The 22,194-nt window shown below is 64.2% G+C and carries 24 protein-coding genes, 1 tRNA gene and 1 pseudogene; 12 read left to right on the forward strand and 14 right to left on the reverse strand.

Going from position 1 to position 22,194, the window contains the following annotated elements; translation table 11 throughout:
• Positions 1–19 precede the first annotated feature (19 nt).
• From BMF89_RS08215 to BMF89_RS08245, 7 genes are read left to right on the forward strand one after another with little or no spacing between them, the layout of a single operon-like run.
• The gene (locus BMF89_RS08215) at positions 20–1,552 is read left to right on the forward strand and encodes a sodium:solute symporter family protein (protein WP_078106600.1); all 1,533 of its coding nucleotides are present in this window, start codon (positions 20–22) and stop codon (positions 1,550–1,552) included.
• Positions 1,549–2,814, forward strand: coding sequence for an AGE family epimerase/isomerase (locus BMF89_RS08220; protein ID WP_078106601.1), 1,266 nt, complete (start codon positions 1,549–1,551; stop codon positions 2,812–2,814). The genes BMF89_RS08215 and BMF89_RS08220 overlap by 4 nt, the downstream gene beginning before the upstream one ends.
• On the forward strand, positions 2,811–3,560 hold the full coding sequence (locus BMF89_RS08225) for a 6-phosphogluconolactonase (RefSeq protein WP_216353801.1): 750 nt from the start codon (positions 2,811–2,813) through the stop codon (positions 3,558–3,560). Before BMF89_RS08220 ends, BMF89_RS08225 begins: the two co-directional genes overlap by 4 nt.
• Complete coding sequence (locus BMF89_RS08230) at positions 3,557–4,321, forward strand: sugar isomerase domain-containing protein (protein ID WP_078106602.1); 765 nt, start codon at positions 3,557–3,559, stop codon at positions 4,319–4,321. Before BMF89_RS08225 ends, BMF89_RS08230 begins: the two co-directional genes overlap by 4 nt.
• Positions 4,318–5,481, forward strand: a complete 1,164-nt coding sequence (locus BMF89_RS08235) for an amidohydrolase family protein (RefSeq protein ID WP_078106603.1) — start codon at positions 4,318–4,320, stop codon at positions 5,479–5,481. The genes BMF89_RS08230 and BMF89_RS08235 overlap by 4 nt, the downstream gene beginning before the upstream one ends.
• Positions 5,478–6,755, forward strand: coding sequence for a neutral/alkaline non-lysosomal ceramidase N-terminal domain-containing protein (locus tag BMF89_RS08240; protein WP_078106604.1), 1,278 nt, complete (start codon positions 5,478–5,480; stop codon positions 6,753–6,755). Before BMF89_RS08235 ends, BMF89_RS08240 begins: the two co-directional genes overlap by 4 nt.
• Positions 6,752–7,819 (forward strand): LacI family DNA-binding transcriptional regulator, encoded by a 1,068-nt coding sequence (locus tag BMF89_RS08245; protein WP_078106605.1) that lies wholly within the window; start codon positions 6,752–6,754, stop codon positions 7,817–7,819. The genes BMF89_RS08240 and BMF89_RS08245 overlap by 4 nt, the downstream gene beginning before the upstream one ends.
• Here BMF89_RS08245 and BMF89_RS08250 read toward each other — a convergent pair.
• From BMF89_RS08250 to upp, 3 genes are all read right to left on the reverse strand, one after another.
• The gene (locus BMF89_RS08250; RefSeq protein WP_078106606.1) at positions 7,754–8,431 is read right to left on the reverse strand and encodes an HAD-IA family hydrolase; all 678 of its coding nucleotides are present in this window, start codon (positions 8,429–8,431) and stop codon (positions 7,754–7,756) included. The genes BMF89_RS08245 and BMF89_RS08250 overlap by 66 nt on opposite strands.
• A gap of 55 nt (positions 8,432–8,486) precedes the next feature.
• Positions 8,487–8,864, reverse strand: a complete 378-nt coding sequence (locus tag BMF89_RS08255; protein ID WP_078106607.1) for a VOC family protein — start codon at positions 8,862–8,864, stop codon at positions 8,487–8,489.
• Positions 8,865–9,033: 169 nt separating this feature from the next.
• Positions 9,034–9,669, reverse strand: coding sequence for a uracil phosphoribosyltransferase (upp, locus tag BMF89_RS08260; RefSeq protein WP_059388604.1), 636 nt, complete (start codon positions 9,667–9,669; stop codon positions 9,034–9,036).
• A gap of 23 nt (positions 9,670–9,692) precedes the next feature.
• Here upp and tadA point away from each other — a divergent pair, with 23 nt between their 5' ends.
• The 3 genes from tadA (at position 9,693) to BMF89_RS08275 (ending at position 10,943) form a co-directional block, all read left to right on the forward strand.
• A complete protein-coding gene (gene tadA, locus BMF89_RS08265; protein WP_078106608.1) occupies positions 9,693–10,202 on the forward strand; it encodes a tRNA adenosine(34) deaminase TadA in 510 nt (169 codons plus the stop codon).
• Between the two features lie 82 nt (positions 10,203–10,284).
• Positions 10,285–10,671 carry a VOC family protein gene (locus BMF89_RS08270; RefSeq protein ID WP_078106631.1) on the forward strand — a complete coding sequence of 129 codons (387 nt, stop codon included), beginning with the start codon at positions 10,285–10,287 and terminating at the stop codon, positions 10,669–10,671.
• Positions 10,668–10,943, forward strand: coding sequence for an acylphosphatase (locus tag BMF89_RS08275; protein WP_078106609.1), 276 nt, complete (start codon positions 10,668–10,670; stop codon positions 10,941–10,943). Before BMF89_RS08270 ends, BMF89_RS08275 begins: the two co-directional genes overlap by 4 nt.
• 23 nt (positions 10,944–10,966) lie before the next feature.
• Here BMF89_RS08275 and BMF89_RS08280 read toward each other — a convergent pair whose 3' ends face one another.
• The 3 genes from BMF89_RS08280 to BMF89_RS08290 are packed head-to-tail and all read right to left on the reverse strand — an operon-like array spanning position 10,967 to position 13,657.
• Positions 10,967–12,187 (reverse strand): crosslink repair DNA glycosylase YcaQ family protein, encoded by a 1,221-nt coding sequence (locus BMF89_RS08280; RefSeq protein WP_078106610.1) that lies wholly within the window; start codon positions 12,185–12,187, stop codon positions 10,967–10,969.
• A gap of 49 nt (positions 12,188–12,236) precedes the next feature.
• On the reverse strand, positions 12,237–12,632 hold the full coding sequence (locus tag BMF89_RS08285) for a 6-carboxytetrahydropterin synthase (RefSeq protein ID WP_078106611.1): 396 nt from the start codon (positions 12,630–12,632) through the stop codon (positions 12,237–12,239).
• 2 nt (positions 12,633–12,634) lie between these two features.
• Complete coding sequence (locus tag BMF89_RS08290) at positions 12,635–13,657, reverse strand: zinc-binding alcohol dehydrogenase (RefSeq protein ID WP_078106612.1); 1,023 nt, start codon at positions 13,655–13,657, stop codon at positions 12,635–12,637.
• 116 nt (positions 13,658–13,773) lie between these two features.
• Between BMF89_RS08290 and BMF89_RS08295 the strand changes: the two genes are divergently transcribed.
• Positions 13,774–13,863 (forward strand) — tRNA-Ser (locus BMF89_RS08295).
• 62 nt (positions 13,864–13,925) lie between these two features.
• Here BMF89_RS08295 and BMF89_RS08300 read toward each other — a convergent pair.
• Both BMF89_RS08300 and BMF89_RS08305 read right to left on the reverse strand, forming a co-directional pair.
• Positions 13,926–15,059, reverse strand: coding sequence for a tyrosine-type recombinase/integrase (locus BMF89_RS08300; protein ID WP_078106613.1), 1,134 nt, complete (start codon positions 15,057–15,059; stop codon positions 13,926–13,928).
• On the reverse strand, positions 15,037–15,576 hold the full coding sequence (locus BMF89_RS08305) for a helix-turn-helix transcriptional regulator (protein WP_139359601.1): 540 nt from the start codon (positions 15,574–15,576) through the stop codon (positions 15,037–15,039). Before BMF89_RS08305 ends, BMF89_RS08300 begins: the two co-directional genes overlap by 23 nt.
• A 92-nt stretch (positions 15,577–15,668) precedes the next feature.
• Here BMF89_RS08305 and BMF89_RS22760 point away from each other — a divergent pair, with 92 nt between their 5' ends.
• Positions 15,669–15,872, forward strand: a complete 204-nt coding sequence (locus tag BMF89_RS22760) for a helix-turn-helix domain-containing protein (RefSeq protein WP_078106615.1) — start codon at positions 15,669–15,671, stop codon at positions 15,870–15,872.
• Between the two features lie 345 nt (positions 15,873–16,217).
• On the opposite strand, the pseudogene BMF89_RS08315 reads toward BMF89_RS22760, so the two are convergent.
• The 6 genes and pseudogenes from BMF89_RS08315 to BMF89_RS08340 form a co-directional block, all read right to left on the reverse strand.
• Positions 16,218–16,628 (reverse strand): annotated as a pseudogene (locus BMF89_RS08315) (recombinase family protein); the annotation flags it as partial.
• Positions 16,629–17,012: 384 nt separating this feature from the next.
• On the reverse strand, positions 17,013–17,918 hold the full coding sequence (locus BMF89_RS08320; protein WP_078106617.1) for an amidohydrolase family protein: 906 nt from the start codon (positions 17,916–17,918) through the stop codon (positions 17,013–17,015).
• A complete protein-coding gene (locus BMF89_RS08325) occupies positions 17,915–18,814 on the reverse strand; it encodes an NAD(P)-dependent oxidoreductase (protein ID WP_078106618.1) in 900 nt (299 codons plus the stop codon). The genes BMF89_RS08320 and BMF89_RS08325 overlap by 4 nt, the downstream gene beginning before the upstream one ends.
• Positions 18,811–19,767 (reverse strand): NAD(P)-dependent oxidoreductase, encoded by a 957-nt coding sequence (locus BMF89_RS08330; RefSeq protein ID WP_078106619.1) that lies wholly within the window; start codon positions 19,765–19,767, stop codon positions 18,811–18,813. The genes BMF89_RS08325 and BMF89_RS08330 overlap by 4 nt, the downstream gene beginning before the upstream one ends.
• The gene (locus BMF89_RS08335; RefSeq protein WP_078106620.1) at positions 19,764–20,828 is read right to left on the reverse strand and encodes an ABC transporter permease; all 1,065 of its coding nucleotides are present in this window, start codon (positions 20,826–20,828) and stop codon (positions 19,764–19,766) included. The genes BMF89_RS08330 and BMF89_RS08335 overlap by 4 nt, the downstream gene beginning before the upstream one ends.
• Positions 20,825–22,096 (reverse strand): sugar ABC transporter ATP-binding protein, encoded by a 1,272-nt coding sequence (locus BMF89_RS08340; RefSeq protein WP_078106621.1) that lies wholly within the window; start codon positions 22,094–22,096, stop codon positions 20,825–20,827. Before BMF89_RS08340 ends, BMF89_RS08335 begins: the two co-directional genes overlap by 4 nt.
• Positions 22,097–22,194: the final 98 nt, after the last annotated feature.

The following is a 22,194-nucleotide window of genomic DNA, read 5'->3' on the forward strand; positions in this document are numbered from 1 at the left end:
GTTGCATCAAGGAGGATGTATGTATTTCGCCGACTGGCTCGTTTTAGGGGCCTACTTCGTCGTCATGATAGGGATCGGATGGTGGGCCAAGAGCCGAGTGAAAAACGCCGCGGACTTCTTCACAGCCGGTGGGAAGATGCCGTGGTGGCTGGCAGGGATTTCCCACCACATGTCCGGCTATTCGGCAGCCGTCTTCGTTGCCTACGCCGCCATCGCCTACACCACCGGCTTCGCACTGTATGTCTGGTGGGCGCTCACCATCACCATCGCCTGCATCATCGGCTCTGTCTTTTTCGTCCCGCGCTGGCCGCGCCTAAGGCAGCGCCTGGGCATCATCTCGCCGCTCGAATACCTGGCCACGCGCTACAACCTGCCCGCGCAACAAGTACTGGCCTGGTCCGGTGCCGCCCTGAAAGTCTTCGATGTTGCGGCCAAGTGGGCGGCCAGCGCAATCCTCCTGAACGTGTTCGCCGGGGTTCCGATTGCCGTTGGCATCCTGATTGTCGGCGGAGTCACGCTCATCTACTCGACCGTTGGTGGCTTGTGGGCTGACGCCTTGACGGATATGGGCCAATTCATCATCCAGTCCGTAGCGGGCGTCGCGATGCTCATCTTCGCCATGGCCAAGCTCGGGGGCGTTTCCTCGATCGCAGGGATCTGGTCCCGCCTGCCGGCCTCCCATTCGCAGCCGTTCGCCGGCGACTACACCATCGGATTCTTCCTTGCTTACTGCCTGATCAGCACTATTTCCTACAACGGAGGGACCTGGAATCTGGCCCAGCGCTTCATTGCCGCCCCCTCCGGCTCAGCGGCCCGCAAATCAGTCCTGCTTTCCGGCGCACTCTATCTAGTGTGGCCATTGGTGCTTTTCTTCCCCATGTGGGCCGCGCCTCTGATCCTGCCCAACCTGGCACACCCCGATCAGGCCTATGCGCTCCTCACCCAGCAACTGCTGCCTGCCGGCCTGGTAGGCCTGGTTGTTGCCGGAATGTTCTCCCACACCATGGCCATGACCTCTTCGGACGCCAACGCGATTTCCGCCGTCGTCATCCGCGACATCATCCCCGCGCTGCGCGGTTCACGGCAGCCCCTGACGTCGCGTGCGGAACTGCTGGGAGGCCGGATTTCCACGTTCCTGTTCATCGGATTGTCGATGGTCATTGCCCTGAGCGCGGATTCATTCGGCGGTGTTTTGGGCCTGATCATCCTCTGGTTCGGTGCCTTGGTTGGTCCAATCGCCGTTCCCATGTTGCTGGGGATGTTGCGGCCGTTCCGTCGTTGCGGCCCCTCGGCGGCCTTGTTCTCGTGGGCCACCGGTCTGATCGTTTTCGCACTCGCGAAGTACGCCCTGGCCGCTCCCATCGCGAGCCTGGGCACGGCAAGTGCGCAGACCATCAACGTGGCGGCCCCCGTTGTTGCCTCTGCTATCGTCTATTGCGTCTTCGGCTGGTTGCGCCCCTGGCACAATGAGGCATCCGACGCCCTTGTCGAGTCCCTGGACCGGGACCTCGAGCCGGCCACATCGCTTCCCGTTGAAAGCACCGTGGCATGAGCACAACGGCGTCCGAAATACGGGATCAGCTGCTCAAGGGCGTCCTCCCCTGGTGGCTCGAGAATGGAATCGACAGGAAAGACGGCGGAGTTTTCACGTGCTTTTCCAACTCGGGGCGATTGCTCTCGAACGAAAAATATACGTGGTCCCAAGGCCGCTGGGCTTGGCTCTGTTCAAGGATTGCGTTGGACAGCGAGGCCGGAATCATCGGGGAAGACCCCCGGTTATGGGCCACTTTGTCGATTGAAACGGCCAGGTTCATCCAGGCACACGCCATCCTGGACGGCGGTGTGACCGCATACCGCACATCGGCTGCGGGGCAGCCCTTGCCGTCCGGGCCGCACGGGGAGATCGCCGTCAGCGTCCTGGCTGACCTCTTTGCGGCCCTGGGCCTGGCGGGTGCCGCCAGGCTCCCCCAAGCGGCGGCCCGCGAACGTGAAGAGTGGCTGCACTCAGCCCATGCACTTCTCGCCCACGCCGAAGAAAGGATCGAGGCCCGGAGCGCTCCGTCCGAGCCTTACCCCGTCCGGGCCGGATTCAAGGACGCGGCCGGGCTGATGCTGCTGCTGAATGTGGGCGCCCAGCTGCATTTGGCCAGCGGCTCGGCCGAAAGCGCTCAAACAGCCGGCGCCGCGCTTTCCCGGCTCCTCGGCGACGCAAACTCCGAAGGCATGTGGAAGGCCGGCTCCTGGTGGGAATACCGGCCGGACAGCGCCGATGACCTCGACACCCTTCTGGCCCGCCACCGAACCCCCGGCCACCTGCTGGAGATGCTCTGGATGGTCATGGAAGCCGTCGAGATCATGCCTGACCTCGCACCTCGTATTCCGGACTGGCTGCCGGACCTCGCTGTCCTGGCGCTGGAAGCCGGCTGGGATGACCAGCACGGCGGCATCTTCCGGTATGTCGACAGCACAGGAACAGAACCGCGGGGCAGGCTCCTTGGCAACGACCCTTACGAGACCTTGGTGACCCAGACCTGGGACACCAAGCTGTGGTGGGTCCAGGTTGAGGCCCTCTACGCGAGCAGGCTGCTCGCAGAACGTTTCGTGCGTCCCGAGCTCCTGGACTGGCATGCGCGGATCTGGTCCTACACCCTCGACACATTTCCCGACCCTTCCGGTCAGGAGTGGCTGCAAATACGCGACCGCGAGGGGAAACCCCTCGACAAAGTCGTGGCACTGCCCGTCAAGGACCCCTTCCATATAGCCCGATCACTCCTCCTGACCACTGAACTAGACACCCCAAGGACTCACACGTGACAGCACTGACCACATACAGCCCGGCCGTTTCCGCACACCCCGACCGGGCCGCCTTGGGGAAACACGCCGGCGCGCACGCAGCGGAAACCCTGCGCAGGGCGCTACGGAACCAGCATGAGGTCCGGCTGATGCTGGCGGCAGCTCCCAGCCAGGAGGCAACGCTTCTGGCGCTTGCCCAGGAGCCCGGCATCGATTGGAGCCGGCTGACGTGTTTCCATATGGACGACTACCTGGCCCTGCCGGCCGACGCACCCCAAGGATTCGGAAACTGGCTGGAGCGCACGTTCTTCAGCCGGCTGCCGCCTACTACCTTTCACCGCATCAACCCTGGGAATCCCGCCGAAGAAGAGGCAGGACGCTACGGCACGCTGATGGGCCAAGACCCCTTTGACCTGGTCCTGCTGGGACTGGGAGTCAATGGCCATCTTGCCTTCAACGATCCCCCGGCCGACCTTGCCGACCCGCTGCCCGCACGCGTCATTACCCTCGATCAGGTAAGCCGCCAGCAACAGGTTGACGAAGGGCATTTCCGTGGTTTCGACGACGTTCCGCAGCGCGCCATCACCGTCTCCATCCCGCGCTTGCTGCACGCCTCAGAAATCATCGCTTCCGTGCCCGGCAGTGCCAAAAAGATGGCCGTCCAGAACACCCTGAACCAGCCGATCAGCGGAATCCATCCCGGTACTGCGCTGCGCACGCACCCCAACGTCACGATCTACCTCGACGCCGAATCGGATCCCCGATGAACGCAAGTGAACAGCTCTCGGAGGACTACCTCGGGAAAATCACCGAGCTCCTCGCGCGAATCCGCTGGGAAGAAGCCGAAAACATCAACATCGCCGCCGCCATTCTCGCGGCCCGGATGGCCGAGGACGAACTGGTACACATCTACGGACCGGGCGGTCATTCAAACCTGGCAAGCCAGGAAGTGTTCTTCCGGGCAGGCGGATTGATGCACGTCTCCGCCATTTTGGACGAAGGGACCTTGCTCTCCAACGGCGCCCTCCGCTCAATGGCGATGGAACGGACTCCGGGTTACGGCCGCATCGTCATCCAGGACGCGGGCCTTGGACCAGGAGACGTCCTCATCCTGGTGAACGCGTACGGCATCAACAGCGCACTCATCGACGCGGCCCTGACGGCACGCGAACTATCGGTCAAGACCATTGGCGTTTCCTCGCGCGAGCATGCAAGGGAAACAGCCGGTGACCACCCTGCACGGCATCCGCAAAAACTGAACCTGCACGACGTCGTCGACCATCACATCGACACGAAGGTTCCCATCGGAGACGCCGTCATGAAGGTCCCCGGAGCAAAGGAGAAAACGGCCGCCGTGTCCACGTTCGCCAACGCCTTCACCCTGAACTGGCTCATGATGTCCACCATCAGCAAGCTGAACGAAATGGGGATCGAGCCGCCATTGTGGAGATCGGGAAATGCACCGGGCGGGGACGCAGCCAATCAGCAATTCATTTCACGTTTCAAAGGACGGGTACACAAGCTGTGACACACCCCAAAACGATTGTGGGCAAAGACCCCCACCGGGGGATCAACATCGAAATCGCCTACGACACGACCATCCTGTCGGTGCGGGAGATCGACCCTGACCAAGGGCTGCCCGTCATCGCACCTGGATTTATCGATGGCCAGGTCAACGGATATGGCGGACTGGATGTCAACGCCGCTGATGTCACGCCGCAAACCATCATCGACATGAGCACAGAGCTGGCGAAGCTGGGCGTCACCACGTGGGTGCCCACCATTGTGACTGCGACGGAAGAGACAATCACCGGCGCGCTCGAACAGATCAAGCGGGCATGCGACATTGACCCAGCCACCCGCGCAGCCATCCCCTGCATCCATGTCGAGGGCCCGTTCATCTCGGACCAAGACGGTCCCAGGGGTGTCCACGACGCCGATTTCGTCCGCCCCTTGGACGTCCAGGAGGTCCGGCGCTGGCTTCGCGCAAGCGGCATGGTCGGCATCGTCACCGTCTCGCCGCATACCCCTGACGCCCCGGCCCAGATCGCCCAAATCCGCGAACTCGGCGTCGAAGTGGCCATCGGACACACGCACGCAAGTCCCGAACAAATCACGGCTGCCATCAACGCGGGAGCCGGGCTGGCCACCCATCTGGGCAATGGCATCGCCACCACCCTGCCCAGGCACCCCAATGCCTTGTGGACTCAACTGGCGGACGACCGCCTCACGGCAGGACTCATAGCGGACGGGCATCACTTGCCCAGTGACACGTTGAAAGTCATGATCCGGGCAAAGACCCCCGAACGCGCCTATCTGGTCTCGGACAGCACCGCGCTGGCCGGCAGCCAGCCTGGCCGGCACCGTACTTCCGTGGGTGGCCTGGTGGATCTTGCCCCGGGCGGGAGGCTCTCCCACGTGGGCACGGATCTGCTCGCGGGGGCCGCCGCCACCCTGCCGGACGGTTTCCGCAACGTGATCCGCAACGTCGGCCTGGAGCTTCCGGAAGCCCTCAAAATGGTGACTTCCACTCCCGCCCGGGTGATCCCGGGGACCCGTCCGGGGCTCGGCCACCTTCGAGTCGGTTTCCCGGCGGATTTTGTCCTGATCACGGGGGAAGGACCCGAAGCGGGAACCATCACCGCCGTATTCCAGTCCGGCCGGAAAGTATCTGGCGGACCGGAATGAGTGCCACCCAAGCCGGGCAGGCCACCATGCGGGTGGGCGCCGCCGTCGTCGGGATCTCGCCGCCCGCGGGTACGCCAATGGCCGGATTCGCGGCGAGGACGGAACCGAGCACCGGCGTCCACGACCCCCTGACCGTCCGGGCGTTGGCCGTGGATGACACCTGCTTGATCACAGTGGATGTGTGCGGCCTCCATGAGGAGACATGCACCCGCATCGCACACGGTTTGCCCTTTGTGCCGGATCGCGTCGCGATCACCGCAACGCATACCCACGCAGGTCCCTGCGTCATGCCGGGCCGGCTCGGGGGCCATGACCCGGGCCTCCTGGAGGAAATCGTCTTGGCTTGCCGCGAGGCCGCGGAGGCCGCCGTGGACTCCCAGCAGCCGGCGACCCTGTACTACGGCGAATCGCGCGGAGTGGATGTTGCGAGGAACCGACGCCATCCCGAACGCGCCGTGGATCCACCCGTCCAAGTTGCCACGTTCAACGACGAAGCCGGACAAGTGCTTGCCTGGATCGTGCTCTATCCCTGCCACCCCGTGGTCCTGGGCCCGGAAAACCGCCTCATCAGCGGCGATTATCCCGCGTTCACCAGGGACGTCCTAGAGGAACGTTCCCCCGGCTCAGTTGCCCTTTTCCTGCCCGGGACCGCCGGGGACATCAATTCAGGCCATCGCGCCGACGCGTCGTACTCGCTTTCCGGCTCCGCCGGCAGGACGATGGAGCAAGCGCGCAAGATCGGAGAACACGTGGCGGCATCCGTAGTGGAGACCCCGCTATTGCCGGTCTTCGATTCAAGGAAGACCTCCGTGGCCCGGAGGGCCATCAGCCTCACAATGACTTCGCGCGACGCCGGTTCCCCCGCGGAGTTGAGCCGGCAGTGGGAGGCCGAAGCGGTCTCGGCGGATCCCGGCAGGCGATCCCTTCTCGACGCGTGGAGCCAGTGGGCCATGGACCGGAGGCCCGAAGAGGACATGTCCTGGCGTGCAGCAGTGAGCGTCTTCAACTGGCAAGGCCTGGCCCTCGTAGGATTACCAGGAGAACCATTCCTGGCCACAACGGACGCCATCGCCTCCGAGGTGGACGGTCCCGTCATGGTCACTGGCTACACCAACGGCTGCCCGGGGTACTTTCCGACCGCCGACGAGTATGACTTCGGAGGATACGAAGTGGAGGACGCGCACCGCTATTACGGCATGCCCGCCCCCTTTGCCCCTGGCAGTGCCGAAGCCTTGGTCCAGGCCGCCTTGGAACTCACGGGTGAGCTCCAATGACGGGCCGTCCAACCATCACGCAATTGGCGGCCGAACTCGGAATCGCCCCCTCAACCGTGTCGAGGGCCTTTACCCGGCCAAACCTGCTCAAACCGGAGACCGTGGCCCTGGTGCAAAAAGCTGCGGAAGCCGCAGGCTATGTACCGAACCATCACGCGCGCGCCCTTTCGACGGGACGTGCCGGGGCGATCGGACTCATCGTGCCGGACATCGCCAACCCGTTCTTCCCTCCGCTGGTCCGGGCGGCCCAAAACTACGCAAGCGATCTCGGACTCTCCGTGTTCTTGGCGGACACTGATGAAGATCCCCTCCGGGAAGACCGTCTCATCTCACGGATGGCTCCCCAAGTTGAAGGGCTGATTGTCGTTTCATCCCGGCTCGCCTCGGCCCGCATCCGGCCAATCGCCGATTCCCAGAGGGTGGCCTTCATCAACCGCGATGTTCCGGAGACCTACCGGGTACTGCTGGACACCACGGCAGCCATCCGCTCCGCGCTGACCCACCTGTCGGAGCTCGGCCACCGCCGCGTGGCCTACGTCGGCGGTCCTCCGCAATCATGGGCAAACAAGCAGCGCCGCTCGGCTGTGGACAACTTCTCGAAGGTCCACGCCCTCGAGGTCACGCATTTCAGTGCGGATCCGGGCACATACGAAGCCGCGAAGGCGCTCAGCGATTCGGTGGCAGCATCCGGAGTCACGGCAGTCATCGCTTTCGACGACGTCATCGCGCACGGCCTGATGGGCGGATTCGCGGCCGCGGGCGTGGACGTCCCGAAGGACTTGAGCGTCATCGGATGCGACGACACCCTCGCGACCACGACCTTTCCTGCCCTTTCCACGATCGCGGTCAATGTCGGCGCCGCGGCCCGGCGCGCCGTCGCTGCCCTCTCCGAGAGCCCAGGCTCAACCAGCCTGACCGGAGCGAGGATCATCTTCGAAGGAACCCTTGTCCTCCGGGGAACAACGGGAGCGGTCCGGCCTACATCCAGCCCGCTGACGCTAGAACCGGAGCTCGATCACCCATCGCCCCGAATCGTCCAGGCTGGCCACGGCAGTGACAGCTGAGTAATCCGCGATCTGCCACAGTCCATCCGCCGCCTCGCCACCGGCGTCGCCCACCACCACGGTCCGCATGCCGGCCGCACGGGCTGCGGCGATGCCCGCCGGCGCATCTTCGAACACGACGACGTCGGCCGGCTCGGCACCCAGCAACGCGGCTGCCGTGAGGTAGCCTTCCGGATCGGGCTTGCCGCGGGTCACGGCCTCGGAGGTGACAGCGGTTGCAGGCATCTCGAGTCCGGCCGCTTTCATGCGCACCCCGGCGAGGATCCGATCGGCCGAGGTGACCATGGCGACGGCGTCGGCAGGCAAGGACCGCAGCAGTTCCGCGGCACCGGGCAACGCCACGATCCCGTCGGTCCGGGTCCGTTCCATCTGTCCGAGTTCCTCCGCGAGAGCGTCGATGTCTGCTCCGGCCGGGGCGAAGCGGCGCACCGTGTCCTTGGCCTGGACCCCGTGCGACGTCCGCAGTATCTCGTCGATGTCCAGTCCGTACCGGCCCGCGAATTCGCTCCACACCTGCTCCACGATCGCGGTGGAGTCCACCAAGGTGCCGTCCATGTCGAAGAGGACGGCCCGGACGGTCAGGGTTTTCACGGCTTCAGCAGGCAGGTTCATACCTCCATCCTGCCTGCTGAAACCCGTCCGCGGCCCGACTCTTACGGCGTGAGTCCTAGCCGTTGGGCCTGTGGGGGATGTACTGGACGGCCCATTTATTGCCGTCCGGATCGGCGAAGTACACAAAGTGACCCCAATCCTGGACGTCGATGTCGCTGACTTCCACGCCGTTGGCCTTGAGTTGGCTGTGGGCCTCCTGGATGTCTCCCACCACCATCTGCAGGCTAGGGGCAGTGCCTGGAGGGGCGTCGTTCAGGCCTTCGCCGATGCAGATGGAGCAGGCCGAGCCGGGCGGAGTCAGTTGGACGAAGCGGATGCCGTCCATGGGCCGCTCGTCGTAGTCGGCGTTGAAGCCCACTTTGTTGACGTAGAAATCCTTGGCGCGGTCCACATCGGACACAGGGACAAACACGAGTTCAAGTTTCCAGTCCATGCGCCAAAGGCTATCGGCGGAGCCCGAAAACCGGTAGGGGCGGTGCGCAACGCGGGGTCACTTACGGCCCATGTGCTGCTCGAATTGGGCTGTAAGTGACCCCGCGTTGATGAGGCTACGCCGGGCGGGTTAGCTGCTAGCGGCCGAAACCCACGAATTCGCGGACTTGCTAGCCGGCAACGCCGTACAGTCGGTCTCCGGCGTCGCCCAGGCCTGGAACGATGTAGGCCTTTTCGTTGAGCCTCTCGTCAATCGAGGCGAGGACGATCTTGACGTTGGCCTCTGAAAGCTCCTCTTCGAGCTTGGCCAGGCCTTCCGGCGCGGCCAGCAGGCAGATGCATGTGACGTCCGAAGCGCCGCGCTTGAAGAGGAACTTGATGGCTTCGCGCAGTGTGCCGCCGGTGGCGAGCATGGGGTCAAGGACGAAGATCTGGCGGCCGGTGAGGTCTTCGGGGAGTCGCTCGGCGTAGGTGATGATGTCGAGGGTCTCTTCGTCGCGGGCCATGCCCAGGAAGCCGACTTCAGCGGTGGGGACCAGCTTGGTCATGCCCTCGAGCATGCCGAGGCCTGCGCGCAGGATGGGGACCACCAGCGGCGTCGGCTTCGTGAAGGCGGTACCGATCGCCTTGGTAACAGGGGTTTCGATCTCTACCGCTTCGGTCCTGACTTCGCGGGTGGCCTCGTAGGCCAGCAAAGTGACGAGTTCTTCGGTGAGTTGCCGGAAGACCGGGGAAGGAGTGTTCTTATCCCGCAGAACGGTGAGCTTGTGAGCGACCAGCGGGTGGTCCACGACGAGTGTGCGCATGACTCCAAAACTATCATTGAGGCATGAGCACCAACGAGCCTTATCACGCGGAGCACGCGGCCTGGATGGGCCTGGCCCTTGACGAGGCCCGGCGGGCGCTGGACACCGAGGATGTGCCGATCGGCGCCGTCGTCTTAGGGCCCGACGGCGGCGTGCTGGGTGCCGGGCGGAACGAACGGGAAGCGCACGGCGACCCAACGGCCCACGCCGAGATCGTCGCGATCCGCGAAGCGGCAGCCGCCCTGCAGCGCCACGCACGTGAGCTCGGCGAAGGCGGAGACGGCTGGAGGCTCGAGGACTGCACCCTCGTGGTGACGCTGGAGCCGTGCGCGATGTGTGCCGGAGCCATTGTGCTGGCCCGGATTCCGCGGGTGGTCTTCGGTGCCTGGGATGAGAAGGCCGGTGCCGCCGGATCCGTGTTCGACATTTTGCGGGAACGCCGCCTCAACCATTGGGTGGAGGTCTACGCCGGCGTGCGCGAAGAGGAATGCTCGGCCCTGTTGCGCGATTTCTTCGCAACCCACCGGAAATAGCAGCTGCCCTCCGGATCGCTCTTGAAATCAATAGCGTGTTGGACGTCAGATGGTCTCAGGAAGCACAGCTGAGGAGGACCTCATGACCGTCTCTTTCAACCACACCATCGTCTACGCAACGGACAAACGCCGTTCGGCGGAGTTCCTGGCCAAGGTGTTTGGACTCCCGAAGCCGCAAGCCGTGTGGTCCTTCGTGACCGTGCCTTTTGACCATGGGGTCGCCCTCGATTTCGCCACGGCCAGCCGGCCCATCTCGCCCCAGCACTATGCCTTCTTGGTCAGCGAGGAGGACTTCGACGGGATTTTCGCCCGGATCCAGGCCGAGGAAATCCCCTATTGGGCGGACCCGGCACGGTCCCGCCCCCAGCAGATCAACCACAACGACGGCGGACGCGGCGTCTACTTCGCCGATCCGGACGGGCATTTCCTGGAGGCGATCACGCGGCCGTACGGATCGGGTGCCGCATGAGCCACGTACGCGTCACGGCGATGGTGACCGGCCGCGTCCAGGGGGTCGGTTTCCGGTATTCAACAATGCACCAAGCCCGATCGCTCGGACTGACCGGAGAGGCGGCCAACCAATTGGACGGCTCGGTGCAGGTCATCGCTGAGGGTGATCGCGAAGCAGTCGATTCCCTGCTCGAATGGCTGCAGTCCCGGGAAGCCCCCGGCCGCGTGAAACACGTGGATGCCGCGTTCACACAAGCCACCGGCGAGTTCTCCGGATTCTGGGTGGACTGAAGCACCCCAAAGCGAGACCAGCCTCAGGTGGTCGCGGCGTTCGCCTTGTCCAGGGCGTCAATGCGGTTCTGGCGCGATGCCGGCGAGTCCAGGCTGAACGAGCGGAAATCCCCGAGGTCTTCGCGGATCCAGCTCTCCACCTCAGTGATCCGCTGGGTGACGGCCGCGGTGGGCTTGTCGAATGTCCAGGCCGCGATCCGTTCCTTGCCCGGATCGTATTGCCACAGCCCGATGATGCGTCCCCGGTCCAGGATCGGGTGGTCTGACAGATCCGCCTGCAGCCCCAGGGTGCCGTCCAGGACCTTCCGGCCCCTATCGCCTTCAGCCAGCATGTCCGCCGAGTTCCTGCGCAACAGCACCAAAGAGTCTGTCCCGGCCAGAAGCTGGATCTGTTCCTCCTGCGGCGCCTTGAACGCGGAAAGGTGCTCGACGTCGTCGGGCAGCATCCAGAGCGGCTCGCCTGCCGCCGTCGTCACTTCGACGGCGCCGACGGCGGCCAGCGCCGCCTTGCTCTGCGCGACAGTGAAGCCGGTAAGCCATTGGCTCTGCTTGAACGTCGCGCCGCCGGTCCAACGCAGGTACCGTTCGATCAGGCGCGCGCGGGCGGCGTCGTCGTCGAGGGTACTGGGCGGCAGCGCCCATGACGTGTAGGCGTAGCGCTGTTGGTCGAGGCGGCCGTTGACGGGCACGCGGCGGATACGGCCGTCGGCTTGCAGGAGGCCCAACGCTGTGGGGAGGGTGGTGGACGCGCCCTTCTTCTTGCCTTCTTCGCCGAGGCTGCGGACGGATTCGCCGAGCTCGTCCTTGAGCTGTTTGGGATCCATGGGGCCGCTGGATTCCATGAGGGTGTGCAGCACTTGTTCTTCGAGCAGGGTGATCTCTCCGCGTTCGACGCCGAGCCGGGCCAGGACCTTGAACGGCGCCACGGCGGCGTCCCGACCCACTTGGAGGCCCCACGCGAAGTCGTTCCGGCCGAGGACGTAGGTACATCCGCGCGCTGTGGGAAGCTCGTGTATTCTCAGCTCGGCGACGTCCCGATCGACCTGTTCGCGGCGGATCCCTGCCCGGGCGAAAAGCGTCAGGTAGGGGTTGGCGCCGCCCACGGAGCGGGCCCAACCGGCGCGGTCCAGGACTTCCTCGGAGGTCTTCCCGGAGAGGGAGCCGTCCAGGCCCTGCCGATGCCACGCCCAGGCGCGCAGCAGTTCAGGGGTGAGTGTTTGGGTGGAAAGCACGGCGGACGTCATGGCCCCATTCTGCACCGTTTGCCCGGCATCCGGGGCGGTCCCGCGCTAGCTATCGCTCGAAGTCCAGCGAGAAGCCAGCCCAGGCGTCGGGATGTTCCCGGAGGACGACGTCGACGCCGGCGAGCGCACCGCCGTCGTCGCTCTCGCGGACTTTCACGGCAACCGCCTCAGCGATGAAGCGGGCCAGGACCTCCGTCGTCGTGAGCTGTCCGGCGAAGTCGGGGTGCTCGTCGAGGTTCTTGTAGTTGAGGCCGGCCAGCACCTCGTCCAGGATGGTTCCGGCCGCGCCGATGTCCAGGACGATCGCGTCGTCGTTCAGTGCTGCCCGGCGGAACGTCACCTCGGCCACGAAAGTGGCTCCGTGGAGTCCCTGCGCCGGGCCGAACGACTCCCGCGGCAAGCTGTGGGCGATCATGAAGTGCCGGCGGACGGTGAGGCTGAACATGGTTAGCCTTTCTTGGTTTTGGGGTAGTTGATGACCCGGCAAAGATCGTCCAGTTCGCCGTTTTCCAGGCCATTGAAGACCTCCGGTAGCTCCTCGAATTGCGACTCTCCCGTGAGGAAGGCGTCGAACACCGGGTCCCGCAGGAGTGACACGGCCAGGTCCAGCCGCTCGCTCGAGGTGCGGCGGTGCCGGCGCGAACGTGCCACCACTCCCACCTGGCTGGCCCGGATCGAGAGGCGCCGGGCATGGAAGTCCTCCCCCAGCGGGAGGGAGACTTTCCGGTCCCCGTACCAGGACATCTCAATGATCTCGCCCTCGTCCCCGGCCAATTGCAGGCTACGGGCCAGCCCTTCATCCGTGGCCGAGCAATGGAACACGATGTCGCAGTCCTGCTTTGCATCCTCCGGAAGCACGAACTCCACGCCCAGGGATTCGACGAACCCGTGCTTCCCCAGGTCCGTCTCCACGAGTTGCAGGCGTTCCAGCGGGAAACCGCGCAGCAGTGCTGCGGTCATGCCGCCCACGAGTCCGGCCCCGACGACGGCGATCCTGTCACCGAGCCGGGGTCCGGCCTCCCAGAGGGCGTTGAGCGCGATCTCCGCGATCCCGGTGAGGACAGCGCGTCGTGGCGGCACGCCGTCCGGAATCCGGGTGAGTGAAGTGAGCGGCACGACGTAGCGGTCCTGATGCGGATGCAGGCAGAAGACGTTCCGGCCGATCCAATCTTCGGGACCTTCTTCAACGACGCCGACCGATAGATAGCCGAACTTGACCGGCGCAGGAAAATCCCCGGTTTGATGGGGCGCCCGCATCGCTTTCGCGATTCGTGGGGGGACGTTTGCTTCGTGGACCACGAGTTCGGTTCCCCGGCTGATTCCCGAGTGCATGGTCCGGACCAGGGCCTCACCCTGCGCCGGTGCCCGAAGGTCCTCGCTCCGGAGCTCACCCTGGCAGGGGCCGACAGTCCAGTAAGCCAGGGCGGATTGGGGGTGGGTGTTGCGTGGTGCGTTTCGTGGAAGAGTCATCGTGCTTGCGAATCTAGTCCTGCGGCTGCGATTACGAAAGGGAAGGCTGCTTACTAAGTGGGTGCAGCCCGGCCGTTTTGGGGAACAGGCCTCCACTCCGGTACCCTATTTCAGTTGGTGACGTGTCCGAGCGGCCGAAGGTGCAACACTCGAAATGTTGTTTGGTGTAAAAGCCAACGTGGGTTCAAATCCCACCGTCACCGCCACGTAGCGAGGCCCCTGATTCCCTTTGTTTACAAGGGACCGGGGGCCTTTTGCTTTGGCGAAATCAGGGTTTTGGGCACATTTTGGGCACATTCGCCAGGGACACTGCAAGGTCCAGGGCGTCCGAAACGCTGTCCAAGTCCCCGTCAAACAGGTCCGCATAGATGTCCAGGGTCATGGCTGCCGAGCTGTGACCGAGCATTCTTTGCACCGCTTTGACGTTCGCCCCGGCTGATACAGCAAAGCTCGCGGCTGAATGCCGGAGGTCGTGAGGCGTGATTCGTGGCACTCCCGATCTCTTCACGGCCCCTGCGAACCAGCTCATGTTGTCTTCGTGCACGCGGGCAAGGCGAAGGTCGTGGCCATTGTCGCCGGGAAAGACGAGATCGTTTCTGTCCTTGTTTTCACACTGCTGCGCCAGGGGCTCAACGAGGAATCGCGGGAACGGCACGGTTCGTTTCTTGTGGTTCTTTGGCGTACCTACTTCGATCACCGAACCGACCTGGACCGCGTTTTCCTCAATCACGAATCGCCGCCGCAACATGTCCAGATGCTTGACTCGCAGTCCAGTCGCCTCTCCCCACCGCAACCCGCAGTAGGCAAGCACGAGAACCAGTGTCGGATATTTACTTGCCGCGGCGAGTGCATGCACTTGCTCGTGACTCAGGTAGACGTGCGGCTTCTTGGTCTTGCGCGGCAAGGTTACGCCCCGTGCTGGATTACTCAATGTTCGACGGTCGCTCACGGCGTCATCCAGAATGGCCGCCAAGACTCCGTAAGCGCGGATTACAAGCGTTGCCCCCTTCGGTTTTCGGGGCGGGACAGCATTCTGATCCCCTGTCGTCAAAGCTGAGACCCACTGTTGCACATCTGTCTTTCGGATGTCAGAGACTGCCATACCGCCCCACGCCGGCAGCACATGATTACGCCAAGCCGACTCCACCGGGCGCAATGAAGATGGCTTCAAATGGGTCTGCCGTGACAACCACGCTTCCCCGAGCGGACCGATCAGGGCCTTTGCGGCTGCCGCATCTATGAACTCCCCGCGGGCCTTGGAAACCTCAACGCTGGCGAGGAACAGCTCGGCGTCCCTCTTTGTCCTGAATCCACGTTTCTTGGTCTGGACCCGGTCAGGTTTCCGGTAGCGAACCTGATACCGGCGCCCGGCCCGCGTCTCATAGGGTTCGATCGTTGCCATCGCCGGATTGTTCTTTCGCTGCGTTCTGATCAACCAGAGTCTTGATAATTGCGCTGAGCTCGTCCACTCGTAAATTGAGGTCTTCGAATGTCACGGGACCAATTTTCGTATTCCCTGCCGGGATGAAGTCGGGGCGCAGCCCCCGTACGTAGTCATCACTGCCCAAGTCGCCTTCGATCGGCGTTATGCCATCCGCCCATTCCCAAACGCGTACCAGGTCAGCCGGGTCAGCTCCGGTGACGGCCACCGGCTCGTCGAGCGACTTGGGAAACAACAGTGCATTTGGGTTCACGCCGAGGACTACCGCCAGGGCCACGAGATCATCAACATCAACCCGCCTAACGCCGGCCTCGATCTTCTGTATTCCGCTCGCGGAAATTTCGTGCCCGACGCCCCTAAGCCTTTGCTGAAGCTCCCGCAGGGTGACATTCCCCCGCAAACGCTTCAGGTTCCGAGCGACGGTCTTGCCAGTTGGGCCAATGTCATGTCCTCGCAGCCGCTCTCCGCTATGTACCATATAAGAAACGATACACGCTATATAGACAACAAGCGTAATTAGCAACTTTGCATCTAATATGACGAGGCGTTCACGGAAGGGAATGAGGCTTCATGGAATCGGAACTGCTGACCCCGGCAGAGCTGGCAGTCAAGCTTCACAAGACTGCGCCCGCATTGGCGCAATGGCGCTATAGAGGGATGGGCCCTAAGTTCGTGAAATTAGGCAGCGGCGTCCGCTATCGCGCCAGCGATGTAGAGGCATGGCTTGACGCACAGACACGCTCTCAGACGGGCCAGGTAATCCCTAGCGTCTAGTAGCCGGAATTCTTGATAGATCTTCAGCCAACGGCGTCACCGCGTACGCACGTCATCGACATTCAGCTGGATGAACGGGCCTCCGTGGGTTGGCATCCCGGCCGCCCATGCTCGCCGTCCTCGCCGCTCAGTCAAGGGCGCATCCGCGTCACTGCGTGATGGGCCTACGGCCCACCCTTGACGGCGCGCCGAGGACGGACAAAAGCGGCCTTTATCGGGATGCGGGCAAGACTGAAATGGTCTAACGAGGCGTACACCTGGATCCAAGCGGAGCGGGAGGACGGCCATGCCGCGAGTCCTCCTTGAAGCGGTGTCCGGTTAATTCGTGCATCTGAGTGGACTTGATCAGTTCAAGCTGATTGTTCGGCCTGGAGTTTCCGCAGGGCGCAGCTTACGCTCATTCGCCCGACGCCGAGAACCTGGGGCGATTTCCACGATGGGTGCTTTGTCCGCGTGCATGGTGCGCGCGGCGTTGATCTTGGCCTCGGTCATTTTGGATGGCCGGCCACCAGCGCGGCCGCGTGCACCGGCGGCGTCAAGTCCGGCCGGGTGCGTTCGAACATCCTGCCGCGTTCGTGCTCGGCCATCGGCGGTGGTCGTGTCCAGGAAACTCCCGGTGAGTGACTTCAACTGGATGCCTCGCTGGTCCAGCTCCGTCACGATGCGGTCAAGGTCGGCCGTGGATCGCCCTACGCGGTCCAGTTTCCAGACCACCAAGACGTTTCCTGGTTGCAGGAATTCCAAGCACTGCTGCCATGCTGGCCGGTTTTGTTAGGAACCGGACGCGTAGTCGGTGAAGGTTCCGATGACTCCTGCGCGTTCCAGCGCGTCGTGCTACAGCTCGGGGTTCTGCTGTGCGGTGCTGATACGTGCGTAACCAACCAAAGCCACGTTCGCGAGTGTATCGCGAACGTGGCTTCGTTGACATAGATCACGGACATGGGTCATGAGACACGAAACGCCGATTTTTCGGTGACAGTGGCGGACTGTCTCGTCAACGGTCGTTCGTGAGGCGCTGGCTTACTGGACGAAGGGAACAGGGCACGAGAAGGATGAGTCCCGTGGTCGCTGGCAAGATAGGGCGGTTGTGATTGCTGGGGCTGGTATCGGAGGGTCCCGTCTCCGGGCGGCAACCGTGTCTTAGGAGATGCGATAGAACCTGCGGGCTGTGCCCGCGAAGAGGTCCATCCGCTCGGTGTCCGAGAACCCTGCTGTGATTATGTCGAAGGCTTTGAAGACGTCGCTGTAGCTCGAGTAGAGCCCGTCGACGGGGAAGTTGCTGCCGAACATGCATCGTTCGGGCCCAAAGATGTCGATGGTGGTCAGGACTATCCGGCGGATGCTCTCGGCTGTCCAGGTGTGGTCGTTGGTGCCGAGGGCGGAGATTTTCACGGTGGTGTTCGGCTGTGCGGCGACGAGTTCCATTCCATTCGCCCACAGTTTTAGTGCCTCGTCGTCGCGTTCGATCGGCATCCCGGCGTGGTCGAGGACGATCGGGGTCGAGGGGTGACTGGATGCGAGCCGGGCTGCTTGAGTGAGCTGTGAAGGGAAGACCTGGAGGTCGAAGGAAAGCCCGAGCCTGCCTAGGGTGTTGAATGCTTTGAGCCAGGCAGGGTCTTCCATAAGGTCCCCGCGGTCACGGTGGGTGTAGTAGGGGTCCGGGTGCCAGTTGAGGATGTCGCGGACGCCCCTGACAGTGGTGAAGGTGCTGTGCCTTTCAAGCTCCTCCTGCGCGCCGGGCGAGGACAGGTCGACTTTGACGACCTGGACCGTGGGGAAGGGCCCCTCGGCGATGACCTTGTCTATCCATTCGGCTTCCCAGAGGGGATCGGCGGCGCCGTTCTCAACATGGACGGAACCGACCAGCCTGGCATCGATACCGGCCAGTCCGGAGGCATCGGCCACGAAGTCGGGAACGAGGTAATCGCGTCGGAGGGGCACATCGTCTCCGTGGTACCTGGCCCGCGGAGTACCTTCCAGCCACGGGTAGCTCGCCCCGCTGAGGAGGCACAGATGATGGTGGGAGTCGATGACGTCAAGGGTCACTGAGGAGTCCTTCCGAGTCGTGAAGTGTCGGCGATGGTGAGCTCAACGGCCGAGTGGTCCAGTTCCCCACGGCCGTCCAAAACCATCCTTCCGAAGACCTCCTTCAGCACCAAGGACAGCGGGAGGACCATTCCTTTCGCGGCCGCGGCGTCCGCGGCGAACCTGAGATCCTTGAGTTGGTTCACGGCACTTCCGCCTCCTGTGAAGTCCCCGTTCAGCCACCGGTCTTGCTTCTGCTTGAGGACCTCCGAGGCGGCGAGTCCACCACCGAGGACCGTGAGAAGTCTGGCCCTGTCGAGGCCATAGGCGTCGGCCAGGACCAGCGATTCGGAGATTGCCGCCACCGTGCTTGCCACCACCACCTGGTTGCAGGCTTTCGCAATTTCTCCTGTTCCCGGTGCGCCGAAATGCACGATGGTGGAACCGACTTTTTCAAGCACGGGCATGGCTTTGGCAATCGCCCAGTCCTCCCCGCCGAGCATGATGCTGAGGTTTCCGGATTCCGCTCCCGCCACGCCGCCGCTGAGCGGGGCATCGACGACGCCGATGCCCCGGGAGGCGAGCTCTTCGGCGAGCTCGGCAACCCCGGCCGGGGAAACGGTTCCGTGAACGACGAGGACGGGCTGGAAGATGTTGGACCTTTGCCAACCGGCGATCAGTCCCTCAACGCCGGTGAGTATGTCGTGGACGTCGGAGAGGTCGGTGAGCACCGTCAGCGTCACGTCTGCTGCGGCCGCGGCAGGGGTCGGGGCCATGACAGCCCCGCGGGTGACCAGTTGCTCCGCCTTGGACGGAGTCCGGTTCCATACGGTGAGTTCGCCCAAGGCATCGAGCAGGCGGTCGGCGATGGGTTTGCCCATCCTGCCCAGGCCAAGGAGTGAAACGGTCGGGGTCATGGGTTCACCTCGTCCAGGTCCACGAGGAGGTTCTCGGAGATGTGCTCCAGGGAGTGCTCCGCTTCGAATCCTAGCTGTTCCGTAGCCCTGCGGAGCGAGACAGGCACGTCGCGCCCTCCGATGTGCTGCCGCTCCACTGCGGGGGCGTAGCGGTTCAGGGCCTCGTCGGTGGGCTGGCGAAGGTAGGTCCGGGGTGCCGCGACTAGGATGCCGGGTGCCGGCGGTGTGGATCGCATCAACGCTGCTTCGACCGATGCCGCGGCGTCGCGGGTGTCGAGGTAGGTCCACCCTTCACAGGCTTGGCGTCGGGGGTCTTCCTTCATGGCCCGTCGGATGTGTTCGGCGAACACGGTCCCGTCCTTTTCGTAGATGTCGCGCACGAGTGGAAACCGGAGGCCGGTGAGTTCGGTCCCGTGCCGGCGCGCGGAAGCTATGGCGGCGTGCTCGTTGGCTTGCTTGGAGAGCGAGTAGGCGTCGGCGATCACTGCCGGTTCGTCCTCGTCCCACGGGTAGCGGGACGGAAGCACGGGGTCCGGGTTCAGGGGCAGTCCGAAGGCGTTGATGCTTGATGCGTAAACGACTTTCGGGATGCCGACGCGGCCGGCGGCTTCCATGATCAGGAAAGTTCCCAAGGCGTTCGTGGCGTATATGTCCTCCGGAGTTCCCTGGTCGAGTCCGGCCAGGCCTGCGAGATGAACCACGGCGTCCTGGCCCGAGACCGCTTTGCGCACCGTGCCCGGGTCCGTGACCGAGCCCACGATGAACGAAGCGGCGTCGGCCGGAACCCCGGATTCGGAGTTGCTGAGGACCGTCACTTCAAGGCCTTTCGAACCGAGGTGCTCGACGACGGCGCGTCCGATCAGCCCGTTTCCTCCGGTGACGAGGACACGCCTGATGGCGGACCCGATACCGGGTCTGGTGGTGTCCCCGGTGGCGGGCGGTTCCTGGGTCATCGTGTGGCTCCGCTCTGGGCGGCCTTTCCCGCGGACGAGTCCGGTCCCGTGACCGACGGCTTGTCCTCGCGGTCGGACTTGCCTCGCTTGAGCATTGGCCAACCCTTGCTGATCTGGTCCACGGCGACGGCGACCACTACCACGGTGCCGGTGACGATCTGTTCGTAGAAGCTGGGCACGTTGAGCAGGACCAGGCCGTTCGTCAGTGCTCCCAGGATCAGTGCACCAATGAGCGTGCCGCCGATCCGGCCTTCGCCGCCCATGAGGTTGGCGCCGCCGATGACGGCTGCGGCGATCGCGGTGAGCAGGTAGGGGCTGCCTGCCTCGGACTGGGCGGCGGAGATCCGTGCCACAACCACCATGCCGCCGAGCGCAGCCAGCAGGCCGGAGATGCCGTAGACCAGCAGTTTGACCCGGTTCACCCGGATGCCCGACAGCCAGGCGGTTTCCTCGCTGCCGCCGGTGGCGATGACGTTCTGTCCAAAGACGGTGCGACGGAGCAGGACCCAGGCGAGAATCGCGACGATAATGACGACGATGACGACGATCGGTACACCGCCGACGTAGCTGTTCAGCAGGAACACGAACGACGGCGGGACGTTGTATACCGGCGTCCCGTTCGTCGTCACGTAGGCAAGGCCCTGGTAGACGCTCATCGTGCCGAGCGTTGCGATGAAGGGAGGGAGTTTCAACAGTGTGATGAGGACACCGTTCAACGCACCTGCCAGGAAGCCCAGGACCAGTCCTGCGAGTAGTGCCGGTATGGGGGCGACGCCGGCGTTGACCATCAGCGTGCCGGACACCATTCCGACGAAGCTTGCAATGGAGCCTACGGAGAGGTCGATGCCGCCGGTGACGATGACGAATGTCAGGCCGATGCCGATGAGGGCGTTGACCGAGGCCGAGATCGCGACGTCGCGGAGGTTGTTGAGTGTGAGGAAGTTCGAATTGAGGATCCCGAAGCCGAGGAAGATGATCACCGCCGCGATGACGATGCCGAGTGCCTGGACGTTGACCGGACGCCGGCGTTCGCCCTGGCGTGCCGCGCTTTCCTTGTTCATGGGGTTCCCTTCGCGATCCCCATGGCGCTGGCCACGAGGCTGTGTTCGTTAATGTCCTCGCCGACGTGTTCAGAGAGGATGCGCCCGGCCCGCATCACCAGGACACGGTCGCTGAGCGAGATGATTTCCGGTAGGTCCGAGGAGACGACTATAACGGCGTTCCCGGCAGCGGCGAGTTCGTCGATGAGGCCGTAGATCTCGGCGCGGCCACCGACGTCGACGCCCTTGGTGGGTTCGTCGAAGAGGAACACCCGCGAGCCCCGTCGGAGCCATTTGGCGATGACGATCTTCTGTTGATTGCCACCGGAGTATTGGCGTGCGAGGAGACGGACGTCCGCCGGCTTCAGGGCCAGTGAGACGCCGATTTCCCTGGCCACCGCCGCCTGCTTGCGGGGGCTGATGAACGGTCCCGGTCCGGCAAGGTCTTTGGCCCCGGCTAGGGCGATGTTCGCGTAGGCCGGCATCTGCAAGGCGAGGCCCTGCTGCTTGCGGTCCTCGGGTATGAACGCGATACCGGCGTCGCGGCTGTCATTGGGGGTCCGGACGTGAAGGCGTTTGCCATCGATCTCGAGCTCCCCGGCAGCTCCCTTGTCCGCGCGGACGATGGCCCGCAGGAGTTCGGTGCGTCCCGAGCCGACAAGCCCGGCGATCCCCAATACCTCGCCCCGCCGGACCTCCAGTGAGTTCGCGTGGCGGGAAGCCGGGCTGCTGATCTCCGTTGCACGGAACAGCACCGGCGCGTTCGCTTCCACCGGGTGCTTCCTGTGGAAGCTGAGCAGTTCGCGGCCGACCATGTTCCGCACGATCTCTTCGACCGTGGTCTCGCTGATGCGCTTTTCGAAACCGACCCGGCCGTCGCGCAGGACGACCACCCGGTCCGAGACGGTCATGACCTCGGGCATCTTGTGAGAGACGAAGATGACTCCGATCCCTCGTTCGGCAACGATTTTCCGCACGCTTTTGAGGACGGCGTCGACGTTGTGTTCAAGCATGGAGGTGGTGGGCTCGTCGAGGGCAACGATCTTCGCGCCGAAGGCAAACGCCTTGGCGATCGTGAGGGCATGGCGCTGGGCCGGGCTCAGCGCGCCCAGCCGTGCGGTGCGCTTGAGCGGAAAGCCCATCGCGGCGACGTCGGAGAGGGCGCCTTCGATCGCGTCCTCGGCCTGGCGCCGTTCCCGCGGACTCCTGCCGAGCAAGAGGTTCTGCTCGACGGTCAGCTGGGGGACGATGGCCGGTTCCTGGTGGGCGATGACGACGCCGTCGGCCAAGGCCCGGGGCCGGGGGGGCCCCCCCCCCCCCCGCGCCCCCCCCCCCCGCCGCCCCCCGGGGGGGGGCCCCGCACCCCCCCCGCCCGGGCGCCCCCCGG

Source organism: Arthrobacter sp. SRS-W-1-2016 (assembly GCF_002009585.1).
Classification (GTDB): domain Bacteria; phylum Actinomycetota; class Actinomycetes; order Actinomycetales; family Micrococcaceae; genus Arthrobacter; species Arthrobacter bambusae_A.

What these genes read in the sequence shown, in the direction of transcription:
- BMF89_RS08215 (WP_078106600.1), top strand. Translation starts at nt 20, where the DNA reads ATGTATTTCGCCGACTGGCTCGTTTTAGGGGCCTACTTCGTCGTCATG.
- BMF89_RS08220 (WP_078106601.1), top strand. Translation starts at nt 1,549, where the DNA reads ATGAGCACAACGGCGTCCGAAATACGGGATCAGCTGCTCAAGGGCGTC.
- BMF89_RS08230 (WP_078106602.1), top strand. Translation starts at nt 3,557, where the DNA reads ATGAACGCAAGTGAACAGCTCTCGGAGGACTACCTCGGGAAAATCACC.
- BMF89_RS08240 (WP_078106604.1), top strand. Translation starts at nt 5,478, where the DNA reads ATGAGTGCCACCCAAGCCGGGCAGGCCACCATGCGGGTGGGCGCCGCC.
- BMF89_RS08245 (WP_078106605.1), top strand. Translation starts at nt 6,752, where the DNA reads ATGACGGGCCGTCCAACCATCACGCAATTGGCGGCCGAACTCGGAATC.
- BMF89_RS08250 (WP_078106606.1), bottom strand. Translation starts at nt 8,431, where the DNA reads ATGAACCTGCCTGCTGAAGCCGTGAAAACCCTGACCGTCCGGGCCGTC.
- BMF89_RS08255 (WP_078106607.1), bottom strand. Translation starts at nt 8,864, where the DNA reads ATGGACTGGAAACTTGAACTCGTGTTTGTCCCTGTGTCCGATGTGGAC.
- upp (WP_059388604.1), bottom strand. Translation starts at nt 9,669, where the DNA reads ATGCGCACACTCGTCGTGGACCACCCGCTGGTCGCTCACAAGCTCACC.
- tadA (WP_078106608.1), top strand. Translation starts at nt 9,693, where the DNA reads ATGAGCACCAACGAGCCTTATCACGCGGAGCACGCGGCCTGGATGGGC.
- BMF89_RS08270 (WP_078106631.1), top strand. Translation starts at nt 10,285, where the DNA reads ATGACCGTCTCTTTCAACCACACCATCGTCTACGCAACGGACAAACGC.
- BMF89_RS08275 (WP_078106609.1), top strand. Translation starts at nt 10,668, where the DNA reads ATGAGCCACGTACGCGTCACGGCGATGGTGACCGGCCGCGTCCAGGGG.
- BMF89_RS08280 (WP_078106610.1), bottom strand. Translation starts at nt 12,187, where the DNA reads ATGACGTCCGCCGTGCTTTCCACCCAAACACTCACCCCTGAACTGCTG.
- BMF89_RS08285 (WP_078106611.1), bottom strand. Translation starts at nt 12,632, where the DNA reads ATGTTCAGCCTCACCGTCCGCCGGCACTTCATGATCGCCCACAGCTTG.
- BMF89_RS08290 (WP_078106612.1), bottom strand. Translation starts at nt 13,657, where the DNA reads ATGACTCTTCCACGAAACGCACCACGCAACACCCACCCCCAATCCGCC.
- BMF89_RS08300 (WP_078106613.1), bottom strand. Translation starts at nt 15,059, where the DNA reads ATGGCAACGATCGAACCCTATGAGACGCGGGCCGGGCGCCGGTATCAG.
- BMF89_RS08305 (WP_139359601.1), bottom strand. Translation starts at nt 15,576, where the DNA reads ATGGTACATAGCGGAGAGCGGCTGCGAGGACATGACATTGGCCCAACT.
- BMF89_RS22760 (WP_078106615.1), top strand. Translation starts at nt 15,669, where the DNA reads ATGGAATCGGAACTGCTGACCCCGGCAGAGCTGGCAGTCAAGCTTCAC.
- BMF89_RS08325 (WP_078106618.1), bottom strand. Translation starts at nt 18,814, where the DNA reads ATGACCCCGACCGTTTCACTCCTTGGCCTGGGCAGGATGGGCAAACCC.
- BMF89_RS08330 (WP_078106619.1), bottom strand. Translation starts at nt 19,767, where the DNA reads ATGACCCAGGAACCGCCCGCCACCGGGGACACCACCAGACCCGGTATC.
- BMF89_RS08335 (WP_078106620.1), bottom strand. Translation starts at nt 20,828, where the DNA reads ATGAACAAGGAAAGCGCGGCACGCCAGGGCGAACGCCGGCGTCCGGTC.